Below are 24,021 nucleotides of genomic sequence, written 5' to 3'. Positions count from 1 at the left end.
AACTCTCCTACTGTTTCGCTTCAAGCGCGGCCTTGTCGGCCGTTTTGGTTGGTTCCTGAGATATCCGCTCCGGCAGAAGCCCCTCAGGACGCCACAGAAGCATGGTAACGATCAATGTGCCAATGAGAATGTACTGGATGGAACCAGCATCGAGCTGCATCGAGTCCGGGGCGAGCCGCGTGAGGGCAAATCCAGACAGGGTCCAGACGCCCCAGATGAGCACCGCGCCCAGCACCGCCCCGCGATTGTTGCCGGCGCCGCCGACGATCAGCATAGCCCAGACCTGGAAGGTGAGCACTGGCAAAAGATCCTGCGGGCTGATGAAAGCGGTGTAGGACACATAGAGCCCTCCGCCAGCACCCATGATGGCTGAACCGATCACCAACGACCAGAGCCGCAACCTTGCAGGGTTCTTACCCAGAGCCCGTGCAGCGGTTTCGTCTTCGCGAATGGCCCGCAGAGCCCGCCCAAAAGGGGAGTGTACAAGCCGCTCGATCCCCCACCAAACAAGGGCCAACACCACCAGAACGATGGCGAGAAACACCAGACCATAGGTGAAGGTATCGCCAACCAAATCCTCAAACGGCCGGGGGAAGCCGCGCAATCCACGCGCGCCGCCGGTCAGCCACTGCGAGTTGCGCACCAAGGATTCAAGGGCCACCGCCACACCGAAGGTGGAGATGGCAAGGTAGTCATGTTTAAGCCGGAGCGTCAGGACGCCGACGACCCAGGCAAGCGCAGCAGCAAAAAGAACACCGCCGGTAATCGCCACCAGCCATGGCAGGTCGAACCCGCCAAACTGGTCGGGCTCGGCCCCACTGCCAAGGATCATCGTTCCATACGCGCCAGCGCCGAAGAAAGCGACGATCCCGCCATTGAAAAGCCCCGTGTAGCCCCATTGCAGGTTAAGCCCGAGCGTGATGATGGCCATGATTCCGGCCATCGTTAAAAAGAAGGCAAGGTAGGAAACGAGTCCGATCATCGCGGATCCTCGCCGAACAGTCCCTGCGGCCGCAGGATCAGCACCGCGAGGATGATGAGAAACGGCATCGCCGGCGCGTAGCCTGGGGGCAACAGCATTAGCGCCAGGCCCGATGCGATTCCGACGATAAACCCGCCGAGCACGGCGCCGTAGACACTGCCAATGCCGCCCACAATCGTCGCTGCAAACACCGGCAAAAGGAACACGTGACCAATCAGCGGGTTAAGCTGATTGGTCAGTGCGTAGAGTGTGCCTGCCGCGGCGGACAGGCTGCCGGCAATGATCCAAACCGCAACGATAACGGTCGACAGGCGAACGCCCGCGACCTGCGCGAGCGTCGGATTCTCAGCCACTGCCCGGATTGCGAAACCAAAAGTGGTGCGCGTCAGGATGAGGTGCAGAGCCAGCATCAGCACGAGTGCAAGGCACAGAACAAAAACCTGATCGGGCTTGATAAGGATCAGCGGATCGAAGCTCAGCACATGCGCGCGGGCAATCTCTTGGCTGTAAAGCTGTGCATGGTGGCCGAAGATCAGAACGATCACATTACGGATGACGAGCGCCACACCGAAGCTCGCAAACACCATCGACAATGGATCGGCATTTTGGCGAATGCGTCGGAAGACCAGCCGATCGATGATCACAGCCGAGACGCCCGTCACCAGCATCGCGATCACCATCGCGAGCGCCAATGCGCCGGTGAGCGTCAGTGGCGCAAAGGCCTGATCGAGCACCGGCACCAAGGCCGAAAAAAGCCCGTCGAACACCAGCGACGCGTAGGCACCGATGGCGAGCAGCTCGGCATAGGAGAAATTGGCAAAGCGCAGCATGTGCATGATCAGCGTGAGGCCAATGGCCCCAAGCGAGATGATCGCGCCTGTAAGCACGCCGTCGAGCAAGGCCTGTATCATGCGGCGCTCATTCGCTTGCCGCCGAGATAGATCTCGCCCACGACCGGATCCTTGGCGATGTCCGCAGCCGGCCCATCGATCTGATTGCGCCCTTCAGCAAGGATGTAGCAATGGTCAGCGACGCGCAGCGCCTGCTTCACGTTTTGCTCGACAAGAAGGACCGTGACACCCTGATCGGTGAGGCTGCGCACCAGATCGAGTACCTCGGTTGCGATCTTCGGCGACAGGCCCGCTGAAGGTTCGTCGAGCAACATCACCGTGGGTTTGCGCGTCAGCGCCATGGCCATGGCGAGCATCTGCCGCTGGCCTCCGGACAGCCCGCCTGCCTTCTCGCGCTGCTTTTCACGCAGGGCAGGAAAAAGCTCATACAGTTCAGTGATCCGAGCACGCACTCCGGCCTCGCCTCGCAGCGTCAGCGCCAAGTTCTCATCAATGGTTAGCGTGCGGAAGATATTGTCGGTCTGCGGCACATAGGCAAGGCTGTGCTGGCCCATCAAATCGGGGCGCAAGCCGGTGATGCTTTGCTCGCCCAGTACTATGCGACCGGCGCTGATCGGCACCAGCCCGGCAATGGCTTTGATGAGGGTCGACTTGCCTGCGCCATTCGGCCCGATGATCGTGGTCAGCCTGCCAGACTCAGCCACCAGATCAACATCAGTCAGGATCGGCAAATCGCGAACATAGCCGGCTTCGAGGCCCACTACACCTAGGCTCGTCATGCAGGCGCTCCGAGATAGGCGTCGAGCAGCTCGGGGTTCACGCGCGCCTCCTCCGCCGTGCCCTCGAAGAGGACTTTCCCTTCGGCGAGCGCGATCACCGGATCACAATGGCGCATCACGAAATCCATGTCGTGCTCGATGATGACGAAGGTCATGCCGCGCCGGTTCAGCTCTTCGATGCGGTCGATCAGGATCGCCGTAAGCGTGGGGTTCACCCCCGCCGCTGGTTCATCGAGCAGGATCACAGTCGGGTCGCCCATCAAGGCGCGGCCAAGCTCAAGCAGTTTCATCTGCCCGCCGGAGATCTTACCCGCCGGATGCTCAGCAAGATGGTCGAGCGTCACGAACTCGAGGATTTCCTGCGCCTTCTCGCGTAAAGCACGCTCCTGCTCAGCGACCCGCCCACGCCTGAACAAGGCCCCAGGCACGCTCTCGCCGATCTGGGCAGGCGGTGCGAGGAGCAGATTGTCAATGACGCTCATGCGCTTGAAGGGGCGCGGTATCTGAAACGTCCGCGCAAGCCCCATCCTGAAGAGCGCTTCGGCCGAACGGCCGGTCACATCCTTGCCATCCAGCGCCACTGTGCCGCTCGTTGGCTTCAAGGTGCCGGCGACCATGTTGAACAGCGTTGTCTTTCCAGCACCATTGGGGCCGATCAGCCCGGTGATGCTGCCGCGCCGAATGAAGAGCGAGACACCGTCAACGGCGCGAAACGCTCCGAAATCGCGGGTGAGGCCAGTAAGTGTGAGGATGCTGTCGTTCACGCGTCCGTCACTTCAGGCGTGCCCGCACCATGCACAGCGTCCGCCGGGTTGGTGTTCAGATTGTATTTCATGATCCGGCCGTGACGGCTCGTGCGGTCGCCCTCCAGACCGTAGACCGGCCCACCTGGTCCCTTCGCTTGGGCGTGAATGCCCGCGATGGCCTGCCGATCCTCATCATCGAGGGTGAGCGAAAACACGTCCAGCGTCTTCGGCAGATGGCGGGCGTAGCGCGCGCCGACGATGGCCGCCGCCACTTGCGGCTGATCGAGCACCCAGCGAGTCGCAACCGAGGACAGCGACACACCGTGTTTGTCGCCAATGGAGCGCAGGGTCTGCAGAAGCTCCTGGAACAGGTTCCATGTCCCGAACTCGTCGATGATTAGGCGGTATTTGATGAGGCTGCGGTTCTCGAACGAAAAGCCGGGATCGGGTTTTCCCAGCCAGGCAGGCGTCAGAAAGCCGCCCGCGAGCGTGCCATAAGCGAGAATCTGCACGTCCCGCCGTGCCCCCCAAGCGCTGAATGCTCCCGCCGCTCGCCGGTCCAGGACGGAAAATTGCACCTGCGCGGACACCACATCGAAGCCGGCATCGCAGAACCGGTCCATTACCGGCGTGTCCCAATTCGTCGTGCCCAGATTGGCGATCTTTCCCTTGGCCTGACACGCTTTGAGCACGTCGAGCGCTTCAACAGCGTTCCCTAGGCCCATGTCCCACCAGTAAAATTGCACCAGCGGGATACGCTCGATTTGCAGCCGTTGAAGTGAACGATCGACAATAGCCTCCACTTCGTCAGGACGAATGTTGGCCAGGCGTGTGAGGTCCGGCACGAGCTTGGTTTGAACCACCACCTTATCCGCTACGTCTGCTCCGCGCCGGTTACGGACATCAGCAATGAACGTGCCGATCATCTCTTCGACACCGGTGTAGATGTCCGCGCAGTCAAAGGTCGTGATCCCCGCGTCGAGGAAGGCCTCCATATCTGCGATGGCCGCATCGGGTCGTACCTCGCCATGGTCGCCGGCGAGCTGCCAGCCGCCCTTGATAACGCGCGAGATGGTATGGCCCGGTCGAAGGTTAGCCGTCTCCACGCTCATGGCGTCTCGCCCTGCCAGTAGGGTGTGGACCGTTTGTCCGGCAGGCCGGTGGTTGCGGCATGGGAAAACCAGCGCTTGGCTGTCCGGGTGACCTTGAACCGCCCACCACAATGAGGGTCCGGGCAGGCGAATTCTGCGTCCGTACTCATCCAGTCGTCATCATCGGTGATCCGCTGTTTGGCGGGCAGCAGCGGCAGAAGCGCCGCAAGCGCGTACATCGACACTTTCTGCTGTTTGTCGAAGACCAGGGTCTCGCCGATGACCTGAAAGCTCTCGCCCTCGATATGCCGACAGACGGGCGTACGCCCGTCAAGGACCGTTTCGACACGCAGATCGTAGAGCCAGAAGCCAGGCTCTCCATCCTTTTCCATCACACAACCTTCCGCACGACCGAACCTGAAACTCCGCAGGTCGCTCGGTGTTGCCGACCATTTTGGGATATGGAATAGCACGTTCCAAAGAAGCGGCGGTCCTGTCAAGCGAAGGCGCAAGCCTTTCCAACAGTTTGGTTGCCGGCGCTTTCCAGCAAGAGATACCCTAACACATGACCATCGCACCCGACCGTTTCCGCCTCTCCGACACTCTGACCATCTCACGTGCGCTGACCGGGCTATGGCAGGTCGCTGATATCGAGAAGGATGGCGAACGGATCAGCCCTGAGGTCGGCGCGGACTGGCTCTCCGCCTATGCAGATGCAGGCTTCGATACCTTCGATATGGCCGACCACTATGGCAGCGCAGAGGTCATCACTGGGCGTCTCCTGGAGCGGGATCGCTCGCCTCGGCCGCTCGCCTTCACCAAATGGTGCCCCGCGCCAGGGCCGATGACCGCCGATGTGGTGCGCGCGGGCGTTGAGGAACGGCTTACGCGGTTGGGTGTTGAGCAGATCGACCTCCTGCAATTCCACTGGTGGAGTTTCGAACACCCTGGGTGGCTCGATTCACTGCACGAACTCGCCCGCTTGCGTGATGAAGGCCTGATCAACGAACTAGGCGTGACAAATTTCGACGCGGCGCATTTCAATTTGGCACTGTCCGATGGCGTGCCACTGTTGACCAATCAGGTGAGTTTTTCTCTGATGGATCGCCGAGCCGCTGGCGATCTCACCAACGTTTGCGAAAAGCACGGCGCCTGGCTCCTCGCCTATGGCACGCTCAATGGGGGGTTCCTGTCTGAGAAGTGGCTCGGCCTGCCGGAGCCGACCGACATCGCCGACTGGTCGAAGATGAAATACCACCGCTTCATCCAAACCGCCGGTGGATGGGACGCGTTTCAGACGGTGCTGCAGACCGCCGCTTCCGTCGCCGACAAGCATGGCGTGTCCGTCTCCAATGTGGCGACGCGCTGGGTGCTTGAACATCGCCGCGTCGCCGGCGTTATCATCGGCGCACGACTCGGCGAGGCGGTCCACACTGCCAACAACAGCCAGCTCTTCTCGTTCGAACTCGATGATGAGGACAGGATTGCGCTCAACGAGGCCTTTGAAGCGACCCAACCAATTCCCGGCGATTGCGGTGATGAGTACCGTGTGCCGCCCTTCCTGACCGCGTCCGGCGATCTCTCTGACCACCTTGATGCCTTGCCGAAACCCTTCGAACCGCAGGCCAACGACACAGGCGCGACGCAGGTCCTGACCGGTTCATACTGGGAAGACGTCGCGGGCTACTGCCGCGCCCAGCGGATCGGCGACCGGATTCTGGTTTCCGGCACCACCGCTGTTGCCGGGGCCGACCGCGCCGTCGCGCCGCATGATGCCGCCGCCCAAACGACCTACATTCTCGACAGGATCAGCGCTGCAGTCACTTCGCTGGGTGGAACGGTGGCGGACATTGCCCGAACGCGGGTCTACATTACCGATGAAGCTGACGTGGAGGTTATCGCCCGCGCCCACGGCAGGGTGTTTGGCTCCATCAAACCGGCAAACACGCTCTATCGTGTCGCTGGCTTGATCGGGGAGCATCGGGTCGAAATCGACGCTGAGGCCATCGTTCGGCCGTAGCTTTCGCTTTTCTTTTACTGTGAGATGATTTGGGCGTGGCAGACAGTCACTGTGGTTATTCAAACGCGGTAAAAGCAACCAACGGCTTGGGGCTGCTCATCGCTAAAGCCTTGAACAGGTTCAAGCCAGGCGCTGGCGAGCAACATTCGCAGCCAGTGTCCGGTTCCAGCCCACACTACACCTTCAAAGCGACACGGCCTATGTCTGCTATGAGGGAGATTGCGATCGCCAACATAGTCGGCAGCGAGTCGCTTCGGACGGCCTATTCTTGATAGTGACCCATGTTGTTAAATCGACGCCCCGACTTTTGAAGGCGAACGGGCTCGCGTAAACCGAACCTGTCTTTAGGCCGGTTTCTGCCCTTTGGGCTTTGATCCCTGGCGCGCTTAGGGCGCTGCCCTTGCCGCACTTATCGCAGAGCATGGCGAGCCAGGCGCGGAACTCTTCAAGCACTAAAGCGATATCGAGACCGCCAACGCGGCCAAAGAAGAGGACTATCGCGGTGAATATCGCTCTCTTGCCGACTATGCGGAGCAACTCACGAAGAGATGACATCCATCCCTGAGAACTTGCGGTTTTATATCGATTATGAGGACATGGCGATCAGTGATGTGCAGGTCATCGAAGCAGGCTTCGAATGCGTCCATTTGTTATGGAGGCGCAAATCTACTCGCTGACGTGGCACGACGACGTTTCTGACATTGAAATCGAGATCACGCTAAAGCTCGACTATTTAAAGATGTGGCGCATCTGGAAATCCGAAGCATCGCTCCAGAGCGTGCGCCTCTGCCGATCACTGCGACAGGCCATCGCTCACACTTTTCTCTACAGAAGGTATGGATTTGAGTGGCTTTGATGCAGCGGGAGATGTGCGCAGCTGGATTGAGAGAGAGGCCCAAACGCCAAGATGTAACGCATCCGTTCTCGCCAATCGGCAAAAATCTCGAACTATGCGTTCAAGGTTTCTCTGTCCGAGCGCGCCATTGCAAGTGGCCTGAGATTGGCGAAACAAGCCGTCGGATTTCACTGAGGAAACGCTGAGAACGACAGGTTTTCCGTTAGAAATGAGCATCTGAACACGGTTGAGACGTTTGCCAACCGGGTCAGATGAATGTGCTCTGTCCTACGCGTTTTGCCGGTCTCTTTCCAAAAACTCGATCAGCGATTGACTGGCGCCAAGAATGTGGGCGCGGGTGAGTTCCGATGCCGCCTGGCTGTCGCGATGGATGGCGGCATCAAGAATGCCCGCGTGCTCTTTGCGGGCGCGCTCAATGCCTGACGTCAAAACAAGCTGGGCGCGCAGGTAGCGGCTGACATTGTCCAAAGCGTTGGAGACGACCTGCAAATGGTATGGTTTCTTGCAGTCCTTGTAGAGCGTGTAATGGAACTGTCTGTTGAGGTTGCCCCAAAGGCTGCTGTCGGTCACGCGGGCAAACTGATCGGCATAGTCTTTGGCTTGAGCTAAGGTGTCGTCGCTGATCACATCAACCGCTTGGCGGATGATCTCGCCCTCAAGCAAAGCGCGAAATTCGAACATCTCTGAAATCTCATCCAGCGACAGCGACGTTACCACAGCACCTTTGTAGCGTTGGTTGGTCACCAGGCCTTGCTCTTCCAGGCGCGCCAAGGCCTCCCGCACGGGAATGCGGCTCACATTGAACATGGTCGCGATCTGATCTTGGCGCAGCAGGTCTCCATCCCGCAGCGTGCCCTCTACAATCGCCTCGCGCAAAGAGTTGAAGATGACATCGGCAGCGGACGACGCAGCGCCTAGATCAACAGTTTTCAAGTTCAACGACATGGTTTTTGTTTTCTCGGCTGGTGTCCATGGCCAGATGCACGAACGCTACGGCGCGCTGGCTTAAAAGCCTTTCTGTCGCGCGTCCAATTTCTTCACCATAGCATATTGTAGATTGTATCCAATATGCTATCGTCGAGCAACGCCGACCGCACAAAGTGGCAGCGTCAAAAACAAAGGAGTTGAGGGAATGAAAAAATTTGTACTGGCGGCCGCAGGATTTGCAATCACACTTGCCGCCGCGCCAGCGTCTGCAGATACGCTTGATGATGTCATTGATCGCGGCGTGCTGCGCTGCGGTGTTGTGCTGGACTTTCCGCCTATTGGTTTTCGCGATGCCAACAACGAGCCGGCCGGGTTCGATGTCGACTACTGCGCAGACCTTGCCGCTGCGCTTGATGTCGAGCACGAGATCATGCCGCTGACCTGGGCGGAGCGTCTGCCGGTTATCGTGACCGGTCGCGCTGATGTTGTTTTTGGCGCAACGTCGGACACGCTTGAGCGTGCACGCACGGTTGGTTTCACCATCCCGTATGCGATTTACTACGCGCAGGGCGTTGTCGGTGTCGACAGCGGTATCGAGACCTTTGAAGACATCCGCGGCAAGCGGGTTGCGGCAGCCGTTGGCACGGTGCCTGAACAAGAGTGGCTCGAGATTGCTGCTGAGTGGGGCGAAGAAGATCTTTACCAGGGCTATCAGTCTGAGAACGAAGTGTTCTTGGCGGTCGCGCAAGGGCGCGCTGATATCGGTATCACAACCAACACAGCCGTCCTGCCGATCACGCAGCAGTACGACACCGTGATCGCCGGTCCGCGCATGCCCTGGACGACCGACTATACATCTGTCGTGGCCGAGCGCACGGACGTCAGCTGGCTGAACTATCTCAACCTGTTTGTGACCCATCAGGTCCGTTCGGGTCGCTATCAGGAACTCTGGGGTCAGTATGTCGGTGGTGAAGCACCGGAACTGCGTATCCCAGGCGTCATGTACTAAGCTTCCCGCACTCTTGAGAAGGCCTCTCCTACACCGCTCGTGCGGGGGAGGCCGAGATTGTCTGGCTCGTGTTTGACTACAACTTCCATTGGCGTCCGGTTTTCCGCGACCTGCCCGACCTGATTGCGGCGAGCCTCGTCACGCTTCAGGTGGCAGCGCTCGCGATGATCCTGGGCATAATTATCGGGCTGGGGCTCGCTCTCATCCGCATGCACGGGCGCGGCCCTTTGCGCTGGTTTGCCACCACTTGGGTGGAACTGGCGCGCAACACGCCGGCATTGATCCAGCTGTTCTTTTTCGGTTTCGGTCTGGGCGCCTTTGGTATCTTTCTGTCACCCTTCATGATCGTGCTCATGGGCCTGACCTTTAACTGCGCAGGCTACCTTGCAGAGAATTTCCGTGGTGGCTTTCAGGCTATTCCCGAAACGCAGCTGCGCGCTGCAAGATCCTTGGGCATGACCGCCTGGCAGGCTTACACCCGGATCATCATCCCGCAGGTCCTGCGTATCGTCTATCACCCGATCACCAACCAAATGGTATGGGCTGTGCTGATGTCGTCGCTCGGCATGCTGGTCGGGTTTCGCGAGCTGTCGGGCGAGACCCAGTTTTTCGCATCGCGAACCTTCCGCATCTTCGAATACTTTGCCGTCACAGCAGTGCTTTACTACGTGATCGTCAAAATCATCCTTTTGGCATCGCGCCTGCTTGCGCTCCGCCTTTTCCGGTACTGAGGCAGAGGGCGAGGATATGGAACCAACCGTTCAATTCTTTAGTGGGTTTGCCCTCAGCGACATGTGGTTCATGGCGCAGGCCGCATGGCGCACATTGGTGATCTCGGTTGTCTCAATCTCGCTGGGCACACTTCTGGGCGCGTTCTTCGGCTGGGTACTTTATGAGGGAAAGTTCTGGGCCACAGCGGGGCTGGCGGCCTTCCTCGATGTCTTTCGGTCTGTGCCCCTGCTCATCCAGCTTGTGCTGTTCTTCAACCTGGCGCCGATTGTCGGGCTCAACCTGGATGCTTTCGCATCCGGTGTCGTCGTCCTGACGATTTACACAGCCGCGCTGGTTGCCAACGTGGCGCGCGGTGGTCTGGAAGCCGTTGGCACGCCCATGCGACGGGCTGCACGCAGCCTTGGCATGAGCTATTGGCAGGCTCTGCGGCATGTCGTTTTTCCCATCGGTGGACGCGCCGTTTTTCCATCATGGATAGGTGTCGCCCTGGGCGTGATGAAAGACAGCGCTCTGGTATCGGTTCTGGGTTACGTGGAGCTTCTCAGGGCCAGCCAGATCCTGATCACGCGCACCCAGGAACCCTTTCTGATTCTCGCCATTGCCGGCGCTTTCTATTTTGCCTTGTCCTTCCCCGTCGCCCGGTACGCAGAAAAGCTTGAGCAAAGGTGGGCCATACGATGATCGAAGTTCGCAACTTGCATAAAAAGTTCGGGCCACTTCACGTGCTCAAAGGTATCGACCTAACTGTTGCAAACGGTGAAGTGGTTTCAGTTATCGGTGCGTCAGGGTCCGGCAAGTCCACCCTTCTTTATTGCATCAACCGGCTTGAACCGATCAACGAAGGCTCCGTTGTCGTCGATGGGGTCGATGTGCATGCCAAAGGCACTGACATCAACAAGCTTCGCCAGAAGCTCGGCATGGTGTTTCAGCAATGGAACAGCTTCCCGCATCTCACGGCCCTTGAGAATGTTGCGCTTGCTCCGAAAATCGTTCGTGGCCTGCCCAAGAAGGAGGCCAATGAGCTGGCTGCGGCGCAGCTCAACCATGTTGGTCTCGGCGATAAGCTGACGGCGTTCCCCAGTGCCCTTTCCGGCGGACAGCAGCAGCGCTTGGCCATTGCACGCGCCCTGGCGATGGAGCCGCGCTACATGCTGTTTGACGAAGCGACATCAGCGCTCGATCCCGAACTGGTTGGTGAAGTGCTCGATACGATGCGCCTTCTTGCTGAAGAAGGCATGACGATGATCTGCGTGACCCATGAAATGGGGTTTGCCCGCGATGTGTCGGATCGTGTCGCCTACTTTCACGATGGACTGATGGAAGAGATCGGGCCCCCGTCCCAGATATTCAGAGACGCCGTTTCCGAAAACACACGAAAGTTCCTGGCAAAGGTTCGCTGAGGCGGTTTTCAAGCCGCCTTTGGTTCTCGGTCAAACAAGAAAAACTGGCAGAAAGCCCGTCGCTTTCCGCCGCTAAGGAAGGAGACTCCCATGCATCCCTCACTGTTTTACGGCTGTGTTCCTGCGTTGATGACGCCCTGCCATGCCGATCGAACGCCCAATTATGATGCTCTGGTACGCAAGGGCAAAGACCTTGTCTCCAGGGGGATGTCAGGTGTGGTGTATTGCGGGTCCATGGGCGATTGGCCCTTGCTTAGTGATGAGCAGCGCATGGAAGGCGTGGCTCGCCTTGTGGAGGCCGGTGTGCCAACGATGGTTGGTACCGGAGCGATCAACACGGGTGCGGCTGTGGAGATAGCAGCGCATGCAGCCCAAGTGGGTGCAACTGGCCTCATGGTGATCCCGCGGGTTCTCTCGCGCGGCACATCGGCGGCGGCACAACGGGCGCATTTTTCGGCGATTCTAGAGGCTGCAAACGGGCTCCCCTGTGTGATCTACAACAGCCCGTACTATGGCTTTGCGACCCGGGCAGACCTGTTCTTCGAGCTGCGTCGGGATTTTCCGAACCTGATTGGGTTCAAGGAGTTCGGCGGCGCCGACGACCTGCGCTATGCAGGCGAGAACATCACATCACAAGCTGATGATGTTCTGCTCATGGTTGGTGTCGATACCGAGGTCTACAATGGCTATGTTCATTGTGGGGCGCAGGGTACGGTTACGGGCATCGGCAATGCATTGCCCGATGAAGTGCTTCACTTGATTGCCTTGTGCAAGAAAGCCGCTGCCGGCGATGCCGTTGCGCGGGTCAAGGCACAAGAGCTGAGCAATGCTCTGCACGTCCTCTCAACCTTTGACGAAGGACCGGACCTCGTCCTGTTCTACAAGCATCTGATGGTGTTGAACGGCGAGCAGGAGTATGCGCTTCATCTGAACGAAGCAGATCGGCTTTCCGACAGTCAACGCAACTATGTTGAGGCGCAGTACAGGCTTTTCCGTGCCTGGTATGCGCAGTGGAACGATGAAACGCCAGCGCTTGCCAAGTCCGCCTGAGGTTGCGGTTCAGGGCTTGGGCAAATGGGCGAACAGGTGACCCAGGTAACCTATGACCAATGCGTCATCGGCGCAGGGATTATCGGTCTTGCGATAGCCTTCAAGCTAACGCGGGCCGGTCAATCTGTGCTGATCCTTGACAAGGGTGGCATGGGCGAGGGCGCAAGCCGTGGCAATGCTGGGGCGTTTGCCTTTGCCGATGTCGAGCCTATGGCATCACCCGCCATGTTGCTGAAGTCTCCACGCTGGTTGCTGGACCCGATGGGTCCGCTTTCTGTGCCGCTCTCGTACGCACCAAGAATGGCGCCCTGGATGGCGCAGTTTGCCCGTGCCTGTTTGCCGACGGCTCATGCCGCCAGCACCAAGGCGCAAGCGGCACTGATGGAGCTTGCCAAGCGCGAAACCGAACTGATGTTCGAAGACGCGGGGCTTTCCAACCATCTGCGCCATGAGGGCGCGCTCTATCTCTATGCTGGGCAGCGGGCGTTCGATGCGGCAGCTGACGTTTGGCGTGTGCGAGCCAAACATGGGGTGGCCTTTGAGCCGGTGACCGGTGCTCGTCTCGCCGAACTGCAACCGGGCCTCGGGCCGCGCTACACCCACGCGATGTTCGTGCCCGATTGGATGATGGTGTCCGACCCGTTTGAGATCACCAGGGCGCTGGGCAATCAGACAGTGACCGAAGGGGCTGAGTTCCGACAGGCCAGAGTGGTGCGCCTTCAACCCGGTGGGGAGACAACCACCATCACGATGGATGATGGGGAAACCGTCACCGCGCGCCAAACGGTCGTCGCCGGTGGAGCTTGGTCAGGCAAACTTGCCGCCCAGCTTGGTGATACCATCCCACTGGAGGCCGAGCGTGGTTACAACACGACGCTTCCCACCGATGCGTTTGACTTGAAACGCCAGCTTGTTGTGCCAGCCGATGGCTATGTGATCACGCCGCTTGCCAGTGGCATTCGCGTCGGTGGTGCCGCTGAGTTTGCGGGGATGCAGCGCCCGCCAGATTATCGCCGCTCGGCGATGATGCTGAAGAAATCTGAATCCGTGATGCAGGGCCTCAACACGTCTGGCGGCAAGCAATGGATGGGCTTCCGGCCATCCTTGCCGGACACGCTGCCAGTGATCGGTCGCTCATCCACCAGCTCGCGTGTGATGTATGCGTTCGGCCACGGCCATCTGGGCCTTACCCAGTGCGCCGCGACCGCAACCCTCGTGCGCGATCTGGCGCTCGGTCAAGCACCGTCCATCGACATGCATCCCTATCGCGCTGAAAGGTTCTGCTGATGGCCTCGCACACCTTCTTCTGTATCGACGGCCACACATGTGGCAATCCGGTGCGTCTGGTTGCTGGCGGCGCACCACCCTTGCAGGGTGCAACCATGCTGGAAAAGCGCGCGCATTTTCTGGCCGAGTACGACTGGATACGCTGTGGTCTGATGTTCGAGCCGCGCGGTCACGATGTCATGTCCGGCTCCATTCTTTACCCGCCAACACGCGAGGATTGCGACACCGCAATCCTTTTCATCGAGACCTCCGGCTGCCTGCCCATGTGCGGCCACGGCACCATCGGCACCGTCACGATGATGATCGAGCGGGGGTTGGTGACACCGAAAACGCCCGGCATCGTGCGTCTTGATACGCCTGCCGGCCTGGTGGTGGCCGAATACCGCCAAGAGAGCGACTATGTCGAAGAGGTGAAGCTCACCAATGTGCCCGCCTTCCTGCATTCTGAAGGGTTAAGCGCAGAGGTGGACGGGCTGGGTGAGGTGATCGTGGATGTTGCCTATGGGGGCAATTTCTACGCCATCGTCGATCCTCAATCGGCCTTCCATGACATGGCCGATGTTAGCGCTGGCGACCTGCTGCGCTGGAGCCCGTTGCTGCGCGCCGCGCTGAACGAAAAATACAGTTTCGAACACCCCGAACAGCCCGACATCAAAGGGCTCAGCCACATCCTATGGACCGGCAAACCCATCGCCAAAGGAGCAACTGCGCGCAACGCCGTCTTCTATGGCGACAAAGCGATTGATCGCTCGCCTTGCGGCACCGGAACGTCGGCCCGCATGGCGCAATGGGCCGCTAAGGGCAGGCTGAAGCCCGGCGAACCCTTCGTCCATGAAAGCATCATCGGTTCGACCTTCACCGGACGGATTGAGGGCGAAGCGCGTGTCGGTGACCGTGATGCCATCATCCCGTCCATATCCGGCTGGGCCCGTATGACCGGGCTAAACACCATCTTCATCAATGATCGCGACCCATACGCCCATGGGTTTGAAGTCAAATAAGGCTAAGGCCCTCAGGAGTAACACCATGAAAATCACCGCCATCCGCGCCTACCAGGTGGATTTGCCGCTTAAAGAAGGGCGCTACAGCTGGTCCAACGGCAATTATGTCGAGGTTTTTGACAGCACGGTGGTAGAAGTTGAGACCGATGCTGGCATCACCGGCTATGGCGAGTGCTGCCCTTTGGGTTCAGCCTATCTGCCTGCCTATGCGCTGGGCGTGCGGTCTGGCCTCAAGGAGGTGGCACCGCAAGTGGTTGGGCTCGACCCGCGGGACCTTGGCGTGCTCAACCGGCACATGGATGCGGTGCTGCGCGGCCACCCCTACATCAAAGCCGCAATCGATGTGGCCTGCTGGGACATCTTGGGCAAGTCGGTGGGCTTGCCGGTCTATCAGTTGCTGGGCGGTAAGGCGCAGAAGGAGGTGAAACTCTACCGCGCGATTTCGCAGATCGAACCGACCGCCATGGCCGCCAATGTCGCGGGTTATCGTGACGAGGGTTACACCAAGTTTCAGCTAAAAGTGGGTGCCGACGCTGACAGCGACATTGAACGCATCCGGCTCTGCGCCAAAGAGATGCGCAAGGGCGATATTCTGGTCGCTGATGCCAACACCGGCTGGACCATGCATGAGGCCGCCCGCGTGGTGAACGCAGTCAGCGATATCGATGTCTATATTGAGCAACCCTGCCCAACCTATGAGGAGTGTTTGGTCACCAGGCGCCGCACCACGCTGCCCTTCGTGCTCGATGAGGTGATCACCGGTGTCGACAGCCTCACCCGAGCGCTTGCCGATGGCGCGATGGATGTCATCAACCTCAAGATCTCAAAGGTAGGCGGCCTGACCAAGGCCCGGTTGATCCGTGATATCTGCATCAACGCTGGTGTGCCCATGACCATCGAGGATACATGGGGCGGCGATATCGTCACAGCGAGCATTGCGCATCTGGCGCAATCCACGCCGGAAGAATTTGCGTTCTCTGCAACCGACTTCAACTCCTATGGCACCGTGGACATCGCAGCCGGTGCGCCCAAACGCGTCAACGGCACCATGAAGGCAGCAGACAAGCCCGGGCTTGGCATTGAGCCGTTGATGGACGTGCTCGGCGCGCCTGTGCTGGAAGCTTAGTTATGCGCAGCACCAGCAGCATTCACATCATCGGATGCCACGCAGAAGGCGAAGTGGGTGATGTGATCGTCGGCGGTGTCGCGCCGCCACCTGGCGAGACGCTTTGGGAACAGTCGCGTTGGATCGCGCAGGATGATCGGTTGCGCAACTTCGTGCTCAATGAGCCGCGCGGGGGCGTGTTTCGCCATGTGAACCTGCTTGTTCCACCCAAGGACCCGCGAGCGGTGACCGGCTGGATCATCATGGAGCCGGTGCACACACCGCCCATGTCGGGGTCCAACTCTTTGTGCGTGGCGACGGTTCTGCTCGATAGCGGCATCGTTCCGATGCAGGAGCCCGAAACGCGTTTCACCATGGAAGCCCCGGGCGGGCTGGTCGATGTGGTGGCCACTTGCAAGGATGGCAAAGCCCAATCGGTGCGTGTCACCAACCATCCAAGTTTCGCCCAGCATCTGGATCGACAGATCGAAGTGGAGGGTTTGGGTACCCTGACAGTGGATACAGCCTATGGCGGCGACAGCTTTGTGCTGGCAGACTCGCAAGCTTTGGGCTTCGCGTTGACCGTAGATGAGGCGCGCGATCTTTCGGAAACCGGCATGAAGATCACCAAAGCCGCCACCGAGCAGATCGGATTTTCGCACCCGACCAATCCTGACTGGTCACACATCTCGTTCTGTCAGTTCACCTTGCCGGTGACCGAAGAGGCTGGCGTGAAGACCGGACGCAATGCGGTGGCCATTGAGCCAGGTAAGATTGATCGCTCGCCGACTGGCACAGGCTGCTCGGCGCGCATGGCTGTGTTGCATGCGCGCGGAGACTTGGCGGTCGGAGAACCCTTTGTTGGTGTTTCTATCATCGACAGCCGGTTCAACTGTCGGATAGAAGAGACCACCGACCTTGCCGGTACCCCCGCCATCATTCCATCGATCAGTGGCCGTGCCTGGATTACCGAAACCAAGCAGTTGATGCTCGATCCGTCCGATCCTTGGCCAGAAGGCTATCGTGTTGGCGATACTTGGCCGATGGATTAGATCGTCGATCGGTCCACCAAGATTTTAAGAAAGACAAACGCCATGCTCAAAGAAAACACCCTCCACGGCCGCCATTTGATTTCGGGCGCATGGGTTGAAGGATCATCGACCTTTTTGAACATGCCGGTTGGTGGGCAAGCGGATGCGTTTGCGGTTGGCACGCCTGATCTGGTTGGTCAGGCGGTTGAGGCGGCTGAGGATGCGTTTACGAGCTATGCCGCGACGAGCCGGGCGAAGCGGGCAGCGTTCCTGCGCACCATCGCCGATGAGATCGATGCACGCGGTGAGGCCATCACCGCCATGGGCATGAAGGAGACCGGTCTTCCGGAGATGCGCCTCAATGGCGAGCGTGGTCGCACGGTGGGTCAGCTCAAACTGTTTGCCGATCATATCGAGCAGGGTGACTATCTTGATCGCCGCCATGATGAAGCCCTGCCCGATCGTGCGCCTCTGCCACGGCCAGACCTGCGCCTTTGCCAAGTGCCCACAGGCCCGGTGGCGGTGTTTGGTGCCTCCAACTTCCCGCTGGCTTTCTCTGTGGCCGGCGGTGATACCGCATCCGCTCTGGCTGCTGGCTGCCCTGTGGTGGTGAAGGGTCACTCGGCCCATCCCGGTGTCAGTGAGCTGGTGGCCCAGGCCATTGAAGCTGCCATCAAGGCCCATGACCTGCACCCCGGCGTGTTCTCCCTGATCCAGGGCGGTAACCGCTCAGTGGGCGAAGCGCTGGTCCAGCATCCGCTGATCCGCGCTGTCGGCTTCACCGGGTCCCTGGGTGGCGGTCGTGCGCTGTTCAACCTTTGCGCGGCGCGTCCTGATCCGATCCCGTTCTTTGGTGAGCTTGGCTCGGTGAACCCGATGTTCCTGTTGCCCCACGCCATGGCCGGTCGCACCGAGCAGATCGCATCGGGCTGGGCCGGATCGTTGACCATGGGGGCAGGGCAGTTCTGCACCAATCCAGGCATCGCGATTGTGCTGGATGGCCCTGATGCGGATTCGTTCACACGGGCCACGCAGGCAGCGCTTTCAGACGTGTCGAGCCAGACCATGCTGACCGCTGGCATGGCAGAGGCGTTTGCCTCGGGCAAAGACACCATTGCCAGCCAGAAAGGCGTGAAGGAAGTGCTTGCCATGGGCTGCGCTGAGCGCCAGGCTTCACCATTCCTCTACGAGGTTTCAGGAGATGATTGGCTGGCCAATCACCAACTGGGTGAAGAGGTCTTCGGGCCACTGGGTCTCATTGTGCGGGTCAAAGATACTGACCAGATGATCGCCATTGCCAAGAGCCTGCAAGGTCAGCTGACCGCCACGCTGCACATGGACAATCAAGACAGTGAGCTTGGTCAAGTTCTGATGCCGATCCTGACCCGCAAGGCTGGCCGCATCCTCGCCAATGGCTTCCCCACCGGCGTGGAGGTCTCTGACGCCATGGTCCATGGCGGGCCATATCCCGCTTCGACCAACTTCGGCGCAACCTCCGTTGGCACCATGGCCATCCGCAGATGGCTAAGACCCGTCTGCTTCCAAGCCATCCCAAACAACCTCCTGCCAGAGGACCTGAAGTAGCGCTTGGTCATCGATCATCCTTGCTTGCCCGGCAGCGCAAACGCTAAGTTGGGCAGGCAAGGAGCGAGCCCATGAACATCGGTGAAGCGGCGGAGCGCACGCAGCTGCCCGCCAAAACAATTCGATACTACGAAGAGATCGGCCTGGTGCGCCCTGGCCGCGCGGAAAACGGCTATCGCGACTACGCGGAAGACGATGTCCACAGGCTGGCTTTTCTCCAGCGGGCTCGCAGTCTTGGTTTCACCATCGATGAATGCCGCCAGCTTCTCTCGCTCTATGATGACAAGCACCGGGCAAGCTGTGACGTCAAAGCACTCACGGTAGAAAAGCTTGCCGAGATTGATCGCAAACTCAGCGAGATGCACGCCCTTCGCGATACGTTGGCGACACTTGCTGACAGCTGTGTCGGCGATGATCGCCCTGATTGCCCCATCTTGAACGACATGGCGCGGCAGCCTCTGGCCTAAGGCAGAGAGACCACTCACCCCGTCAGCTGCACAAATGTGACGGTCATCACGGAAGGGTGTTGACCCGATCGTTAGCCTGCTCTTGACCTTAGGGTTGCACCAGCCATCAATCTGCAATCTGCTGGAGACATATCGGGGTGGGGATCATGACAGGAATTTTTGGCCGCTTTGCCAAGCAGCTGACCTATGCGGCACTGGTGTGTTCGATGCCCGGATTGGTGCAAGCGCAGTCGTTGCCGACACTGGCAGGCCATGCGCCTGAAGAAACCATTTGCCGCGACCTGGAAGGGTTTCCAGCCAGCGCTGTGACGGACGGTGACCTCGAAACGCTCTGGCGGACGGAAGGGCAGGTTGCCCCTTGTCACTTTGTTTTCCGGTTTGACGATGCTGTGGCCGTTGCGTCGGTCACCTTGCACAATCGCTACGGCAAAGGAGCTGGAACGCCAGCCCGCCGGGCGACACTCTGGGCCAGTCACCAGGGTTTTGGCCACTCGTATTTCCGCATCGCCCATGAACAGTTGAACGATGAAGGCGCGACGGTCTTTACGTTCGACGAACCGATCCTGATGCGGACGTTGAAGGTCGCCGTGGAGAACTCTTCACCCTTTTCAGGTAACCGGCTGACCGCCTCATTGGCCGAGATCGAGTTTGACACGGTGGCACCAGAAAACGCCTCGCGCTGGCCCATGCCTCGGCCCGAGCCATTGCCCGGCGGTGATGCCATCACGCCGCAAACAGCCACGCGCTGCGATGACCTGGCGGCGAACATCTTCAACCCTGACAGCTATGGCTACGGCCTTGCAGCCCGCGACATTGACGTCAGCGAAGCGCTAGGCGCATGTCGTGCAGCGGTGGCTGAAGCACCAGAGAGCCGACGCCTTGCCTTCCAACTGGCGCGCGTGGACGGTTTGGCTGAAGAGGCTGTTCAATCGGTAGCTCGACTGGCCAGCCCATTACTGGCCGACTACCCGCCTGCCATGTTGGCGCTGGCCGATGCGTTTGAGAACGGTCGCGGTGTCGCCGTCAATCAAGAACGAGCTGATGCGTTGCGCCTAGAAGCGGCTGAGGCTGGCTACGCGCCTGCAATGATGGCCGTCGCCCGCGCTGCTGAGGACGCCTACAACGACGCCATTGTGAGCGGAGAAGCCAGTGTAGACGTGGAAGGTCAGGTCCTTCACACCATGCTGGAACAGCTCTTGGAGATTGGCTATGTGCCGGCCTACGACCTCCAGAACGCGTACATCTTAAGAACAGACACATCAGCGCTTCTTGGCTTTATGCCGCGTTTGGAGGAGTTAGCCGAATTCGACCTGTCGGGCGCTCTGGCGCAGCATCTCTATAACCAGCAACATGGCATTCCCAGCGACCGTGATCGTGCCTTGCGCTGGATACGCGCCCATGTTGCGCGTGATGACGATCCCGACAGCTTGGGCAATCTTGCAGTCGGTTCGTCCTTCCATGAAGGCGACTCCAGAACCGCCACGCGAGTTGCACGCCGGGGCTCCTATTCGGGCGACACATGGCCGGTGGAGCAATATGCCAACCGGCTTGGTGGAGCTGACGCACAGCGCCTCTACGTGTTTGCCTACAATGATGCCTTACGCGGGGCTGAGGGTGGCAATCCTGAAAACATGTTCCATGTGGCCGAAGCTCTTATTGAGGGCCGCGGCGTGGAAGAAAACCGCGAGGAAGGCGCGCGCTGGATGCGCCTTGCCGCTGCATCAGGCGAACCCCGCTCCATCACTTACCTACAAAACAATCCTTGGGCGCGTGAGCAATGAACACTGATACCGCTGAAACTTCCCCTTCGAACCGCTCCGCTTTTGTTCGGTTCGCAATACCGGCCATCGTTCTCGTTGCCGCACTGCTTGGATTGTTGGCTTATTGCCAGACGACCAGCGATCCACGGACGTTGCGCGAGTTAATCGTACAGTCACGCGATGCCTATCACGAGCCCTGGGCAGACGTGGAGGAGGCGGCAGCCGCTTTGGCAACACCAGAAGCCGCCCTTGCATTCGTAAGCGAGCGTATTGCGACCAGCGTGTATGAAGGCCGCCTTCAAACGCCCGAAGCGGTGCTTGAAACACGCACCGCCAACCCTGCCGACAAAGCCATGCTGTTGAAGGCTTTGCTCTCAGCGCTTGATGTCACCACCACCGCTCACGCAGCGCCGTTGCAAGGCGAAGAGCGGGCAACCGTTCTTGCCGATGCGGGCGCCACTGGTATCGCACTACCTGAGCCAATGGCCGCCCTAATGGAGCGGATCGGCTATGAAGACGATGCTCTGGGTGCCGATCAGCTTGCCGACGATCTGGCAGCGGCTTTGCTGTTTGACGAGGCCGAGCGAACCGTTGAGACAGCCCTTTCTCACGCGCAGAATCTCTTGGACTTAGATGGGCCTTCCAGTGCGCCGATAGCCTATCTCGATTGGGTATGGCTGGAAGCCGAAGACGGCACCATCTACGACCCAGTCTTGCCGGAGGCGGAGCGATCAGAACTTGCCCGCCTTTATGGCGAACCTGTCGTAGCAACGCAGATTGCCATCTCGGCGCGTGACCGGTTCGGCCGGACCCAGGAGATTGTGCGTTGGAGCGGCGATGCCTTCGGCACAGATGTCAGCCTTGCCTTCTACCCAACGATCAACACCCTGGAACGCCTAATCGGTGATCCTGATCTTTCCGATGTTACAGTTTGGACGCCGGGTATTGTCGTCGGCGGGGAACTGACCAGCGAAGCCGCGGTCACGTTGGATGGCGATGTGGTACCGCAAAGCATTGTCAGCACGCTCTCAACCGATGACAGCAACAGCGTTGACGTATCGGGCTTCACGGCGCCGGAGATTGCCAGCCTTTCCATCGCGAGCACCGATGCAAGCACTTTCCCGCGTGTTGAAGTGGGGCTGAACGCGGCAGTCCAAAACTTACCCAATTGGCATGGCGCTCACTTCCGCTTGACTGTCGATGGTGAGCCTGTGCCCGTGCGCATTGAAGAACCCTTCTCCACCGCGACCCATGTGATCGCGGTCCACGATCAAACCGGGTCCATGCGCCGCGATGAACGATTTGCCATGGCCCGGGCGTTCAATCAGACACTGGTTAGCGGTCTTTCGGTTGGTCAGCGTCTTGCAGTCATCAGCCACAACAACCGTATTCGTGTGCAGCGCGTGTTGGATCCGATCGAGGATGTGGTGAGCCTGGTTGAGGCACCCTATTGGGAGCAATCGGTGCGTGGGCGCACCGAAATCCTTGATGCGCTCGATTACGCGCTCAACGCGGTGGAAATCGAATTGGGTGTCGGCAGCGCCGAGCGCACATCCATCGTACTTGTAACGGACGGCGATCCGTCATCGACGGCCATCGAGGCGATGAATGATCGTATCGTGGCTCAAGCTGCGCGTGCTGAGAAGTCTTAACATCGCGGTCTATCCTGTGATTCTCTCTGGTGCACAGACCCTGGACTTTGCCAGCCTGGCCGATGCCACCGGCGGTCAATTGATCCGCGTGCAAAGCCCCGATCAGATTGAAACGGCAGCGCACGCACTCGCCCGTCGTCTGTCGGGCGGGATGGCCATCAGCTTTGAAGCGCCCAACGATCCGGTGCCGGATGCAGGAACCGTGTTCGATTTCACTCTCGAAGTGGCCGGGTATGACGGTCTAGAAAGCAGTTCGTATACGGTACCTGATGACATCATCGCCAGTGATCCCGGAGTCTTTGTCGAGATCAGCGCCGGTGAGCACCGCACCGTCCGTCCGTTGGTGGCGCTCGGTGCGGCCTATGATGTCAACGCCATGACTGGCGGTCATGCGCTCTACCTGTCACCGGGTTCCTACCCATCAGATCGCATGACAGCACAGCGCCTCAATCAATGGCTTTATGCCCATGATGCTGCGGTTGACGACACAGATGCCGTCACGGCCCACTTGGCAGATCCGGCTTTCTCTACTGCCCATGCCGGCATCATGAATGGCCTTGCCAATATGATGTCTGCGGCACTGCCGGATGAACAGTCTCTGCTGTTTCCTTTGGCTGCGCTTTCACACACCCAGGTCGTTAATCCCCTGGTCGACTTGGTCGGGCAGAGCGACAATGAGGTCAGCCTTGCCACCACGCTGGACGTGCCTGCTTGGTCGACATTTCTAAGTGAGCCGGCAAGCCGCGAAGATGTGGCGCGCATGGGTTTGGCTCTCAATGACGCCGAAGCGCGGTTGCTTGGCAACGGGCTGAACCTAACCGCAATTTTTGCCAACGAGGCCGGTGAAACCTCACAAGGTGATCAGTACGTGCAACTGGCCAGCGCGTCTCACGACGATCGCTATTGGTGGCACGACCCAGAGACGGGTAGCTTGTTTGGCTACCTCCAAACCGATGGCTTGGAGGCCAAGGGCAGCCGCGATGTAGCGATTGCGCAGCAGTTCAAAGACATCAACACGGCCATCGACTGGTATCTCTATGCCGTTCAGCCGGCAACGGGCGCAATGCCTGCCAGTGCTATCTTCTCAGGCTTTGTGGGTTTCAAGAAGGAAGAGCTGAAGCTCTGGTGCTTCTCAACCATCATGCTGAACTATGTCAGCGAAAGCATTGCTGGTGAGCCGGACGCCATTTTGAACCAGAGTGCGGCTGCGGCCGAAGCGCGTGCAGCGCAGCTTTGCGAAATTCAAGGTGATCCACGTGATGTCGGAGAGCGTCTTTTCCGCGCGGCTGCCACGGAGATCGGCAAGGCGGTGTTCGAGGGCGTGCGTGACCAACTGCCTGCAGGCCTCGGCGGCCCACCGGACGTGCCAGCCTGGATCAGCGATCAGCTGGGCGGCAACAATCTGACCGACTGGATTTCCGACCCGACGGTGCGAGCCTATGCCGAGCAACTGACTGAAAGCGGCCGAAACCATGTGGCCGGTCAAGTCAAAGACTATGCTGGACGTGGGTTCAACGAGGTGTCTGAGGCTCTTCAGCGCCACGGTCTAGGCGGGGGGCGTGGCACTGAAGGTGGAAGCCCAACAACAGCTGGCTTCAACGCGGCCATGCAACAGGTGATCGAGGGCTTGTAATACACAGTGTGTTCGATAGTGAAGCAATATTACAAGTAAACAATCACACAATATTAAG

The 24,021-nt window shown here is 59.4% G+C and carries 23 protein-coding genes; 16 read left to right on the top strand and 7 right to left on the bottom strand.

What is annotated here, in order from left to right:
- Window positions 1-7: 7 nt before the first annotated feature.
- Genes ABWH92_RS03260 through ABWH92_RS03235 form a run of 6 tightly spaced genes read right to left on the bottom strand, consistent with a single transcriptional unit; the run spans window position 8 to window position 4,841 of the window.
- Window positions 8-982 (bottom strand): branched-chain amino acid ABC transporter permease, encoded by a 975-nt coding sequence (locus tag ABWH92_RS03260; RefSeq protein WP_375572111.1) that lies wholly within the window; start codon window positions 980-982, stop codon window positions 8-10.
- On the bottom strand, window positions 979-1,893 hold the full coding sequence (locus ABWH92_RS03255) for a branched-chain amino acid ABC transporter permease (RefSeq protein WP_375572109.1): 915 nt from the start codon (window positions 1,891-1,893) through the stop codon (window positions 979-981). Before ABWH92_RS03255 ends, ABWH92_RS03260 begins: the two co-directional genes overlap by 4 nt.
- Entirely contained in the window at window positions 1,890-2,612 is a 723-nt protein-coding gene (locus tag ABWH92_RS03250; RefSeq protein ID WP_375572107.1) for an ABC transporter ATP-binding protein, read from the bottom strand. Before ABWH92_RS03250 ends, ABWH92_RS03255 begins: the two co-directional genes overlap by 4 nt.
- Complete coding sequence (locus ABWH92_RS03245; RefSeq protein WP_375572105.1) at window positions 2,609-3,376, bottom strand: ABC transporter ATP-binding protein; 768 nt, start codon at window positions 3,374-3,376, stop codon at window positions 2,609-2,611. The genes ABWH92_RS03250 and ABWH92_RS03245 overlap by 4 nt, the downstream gene beginning before the upstream one ends.
- Window positions 3,373-4,470: an aldo/keto reductase gene (locus ABWH92_RS03240; RefSeq protein ID WP_375572103.1), complete on the bottom strand. Its 1,098-nt coding sequence runs from the start codon at window positions 4,468-4,470 to the stop codon at window positions 3,373-3,375. The genes ABWH92_RS03245 and ABWH92_RS03240 overlap by 4 nt, the downstream gene beginning before the upstream one ends.
- Window positions 4,467-4,841 (bottom strand): TIGR04076 family protein, encoded by a 375-nt coding sequence (locus tag ABWH92_RS03235; protein ID WP_375572101.1) that lies wholly within the window; start codon window positions 4,839-4,841, stop codon window positions 4,467-4,469. Before ABWH92_RS03235 ends, ABWH92_RS03240 begins: the two co-directional genes overlap by 4 nt.
- A 173-nt stretch (window positions 4,842-5,014) precedes the next feature.
- Here ABWH92_RS03235 and ABWH92_RS03230 point away from each other — a divergent pair, with 173 nt between their 5' ends.
- Window positions 5,015-6,469, top strand: a complete 1,455-nt coding sequence (locus tag ABWH92_RS03230) for an aldo/keto reductase (protein ID WP_375572100.1) — start codon at window positions 5,015-5,017, stop codon at window positions 6,467-6,469.
- A gap of 637 nt (window positions 6,470-7,106) precedes the next feature.
- Entirely contained in the window at window positions 7,107-7,325 is a 219-nt protein-coding gene (locus tag ABWH92_RS03225; RefSeq protein ID WP_375572098.1) for a hypothetical protein, read from the top strand.
- 267 nt (window positions 7,326-7,592) lie between these two features.
- Here the strand turns inward: ABWH92_RS03225 and ABWH92_RS03220 are convergent, their stop codons facing one another.
- Window positions 7,593-8,270: a GntR family transcriptional regulator gene (locus ABWH92_RS03220; RefSeq protein WP_375572096.1), complete on the bottom strand. Its 678-nt coding sequence runs from the start codon at window positions 8,268-8,270 to the stop codon at window positions 7,593-7,595.
- 187 nt (window positions 8,271-8,457) lie between these two features.
- On the opposite strand from ABWH92_RS03220, the gene ABWH92_RS03215 reads away from it, so the two are divergent.
- The 14 genes from ABWH92_RS03215 to ABWH92_RS03150 all read left to right on the top strand — a co-directional run bounded on the left by ABWH92_RS03215 (window position 8,458) and on the right by ABWH92_RS03150 (window position 23,963).
- Complete coding sequence (locus ABWH92_RS03215; protein WP_375572094.1) at window positions 8,458-9,261, top strand: transporter substrate-binding domain-containing protein; 804 nt, start codon at window positions 8,458-8,460, stop codon at window positions 9,259-9,261.
- 68 nt (window positions 9,262-9,329) lie between these two features.
- Window positions 9,330-9,992 (top strand): amino acid ABC transporter permease, encoded by a 663-nt coding sequence (locus ABWH92_RS03210; RefSeq protein WP_375572092.1) that lies wholly within the window; start codon window positions 9,330-9,332, stop codon window positions 9,990-9,992.
- Between the two features lie 16 nt (window positions 9,993-10,008).
- The gene (locus ABWH92_RS03205; RefSeq protein ID WP_375572090.1) at window positions 10,009-10,674 is read left to right on the top strand and encodes an amino acid ABC transporter permease; all 666 of its coding nucleotides are present in this window, start codon (window positions 10,009-10,011) and stop codon (window positions 10,672-10,674) included.
- The gene (locus ABWH92_RS03200; protein ID WP_375572088.1) at window positions 10,671-11,393 is read left to right on the top strand and encodes an amino acid ABC transporter ATP-binding protein; all 723 of its coding nucleotides are present in this window, start codon (window positions 10,671-10,673) and stop codon (window positions 11,391-11,393) included. The genes ABWH92_RS03205 and ABWH92_RS03200 overlap by 4 nt, the downstream gene beginning before the upstream one ends.
- Before the next feature lie 90 nt (window positions 11,394-11,483).
- A complete protein-coding gene (locus tag ABWH92_RS03195; protein ID WP_375572087.1) occupies window positions 11,484-12,443 on the top strand; it encodes a dihydrodipicolinate synthase family protein in 960 nt (319 codons plus the stop codon).
- Window positions 12,444-12,467: 24 nt separating this feature from the next.
- A complete protein-coding gene (locus ABWH92_RS03190; RefSeq protein ID WP_375572085.1) occupies window positions 12,468-13,730 on the top strand; it encodes an NAD(P)/FAD-dependent oxidoreductase in 1,263 nt (420 codons plus the stop codon).
- A complete protein-coding gene (locus ABWH92_RS03185; protein WP_375572083.1) occupies window positions 13,730-14,731 on the top strand; it encodes a 4-hydroxyproline epimerase in 1,002 nt (333 codons plus the stop codon). The genes ABWH92_RS03190 and ABWH92_RS03185 overlap by 1 nt, the downstream gene beginning before the upstream one ends.
- A 25-nt stretch (window positions 14,732-14,756) precedes the next feature.
- Window positions 14,757-15,857 (top strand): cis-3-hydroxy-L-proline dehydratase, encoded by a 1,101-nt coding sequence (locus ABWH92_RS03180; protein WP_375572081.1) that lies wholly within the window; start codon window positions 14,757-14,759, stop codon window positions 15,855-15,857.
- Between the two features lie 2 nt (window positions 15,858-15,859).
- Window positions 15,860-16,888, top strand: a complete 1,029-nt coding sequence (locus ABWH92_RS03175; RefSeq protein ID WP_375572079.1) for a proline racemase family protein — start codon at window positions 15,860-15,862, stop codon at window positions 16,886-16,888.
- A gap of 42 nt (window positions 16,889-16,930) precedes the next feature.
- Window positions 16,931-18,451: an aldehyde dehydrogenase (NADP(+)) gene (locus ABWH92_RS03170; protein WP_375572077.1), complete on the top strand. Its 1,521-nt coding sequence runs from the start codon at window positions 16,931-16,933 to the stop codon at window positions 18,449-18,451.
- Between the two features lie 71 nt (window positions 18,452-18,522).
- Window positions 18,523-18,918, top strand: a complete 396-nt coding sequence (gene cueR / locus ABWH92_RS03165) for a Cu(I)-responsive transcriptional regulator (protein WP_375572075.1) — start codon at window positions 18,523-18,525, stop codon at window positions 18,916-18,918.
- Between the two features lie 146 nt (window positions 18,919-19,064).
- On the top strand, window positions 19,065-20,699 hold the full coding sequence (locus tag ABWH92_RS03160; protein WP_375572073.1) for a hypothetical protein: 1,635 nt from the start codon (window positions 19,065-19,067) through the stop codon (window positions 20,697-20,699).
- Window positions 20,696-22,330: a hypothetical protein gene (locus ABWH92_RS03155; protein ID WP_375572071.1), complete on the top strand. Its 1,635-nt coding sequence runs from the start codon at window positions 20,696-20,698 to the stop codon at window positions 22,328-22,330. The genes ABWH92_RS03160 and ABWH92_RS03155 overlap by 4 nt, the downstream gene beginning before the upstream one ends.
- Window positions 22,287-23,963: a hypothetical protein gene (locus ABWH92_RS03150; RefSeq protein WP_375572069.1), complete on the top strand. Its 1,677-nt coding sequence runs from the start codon at window positions 22,287-22,289 to the stop codon at window positions 23,961-23,963. Before ABWH92_RS03155 ends, ABWH92_RS03150 begins: the two co-directional genes overlap by 44 nt.
- Window positions 23,964-24,021: the final 58 nt, after the last annotated feature.

This window comes from Ahrensia marina (assembly GCF_042140245.1).
Lineage (GTDB): Bacteria > Pseudomonadota > Alphaproteobacteria > Rhizobiales > MH13 > MH13.
Note: the sequence above shows the minus strand (reverse complement) of the source record. Positions and strands in the feature narration are given on the sequence as shown.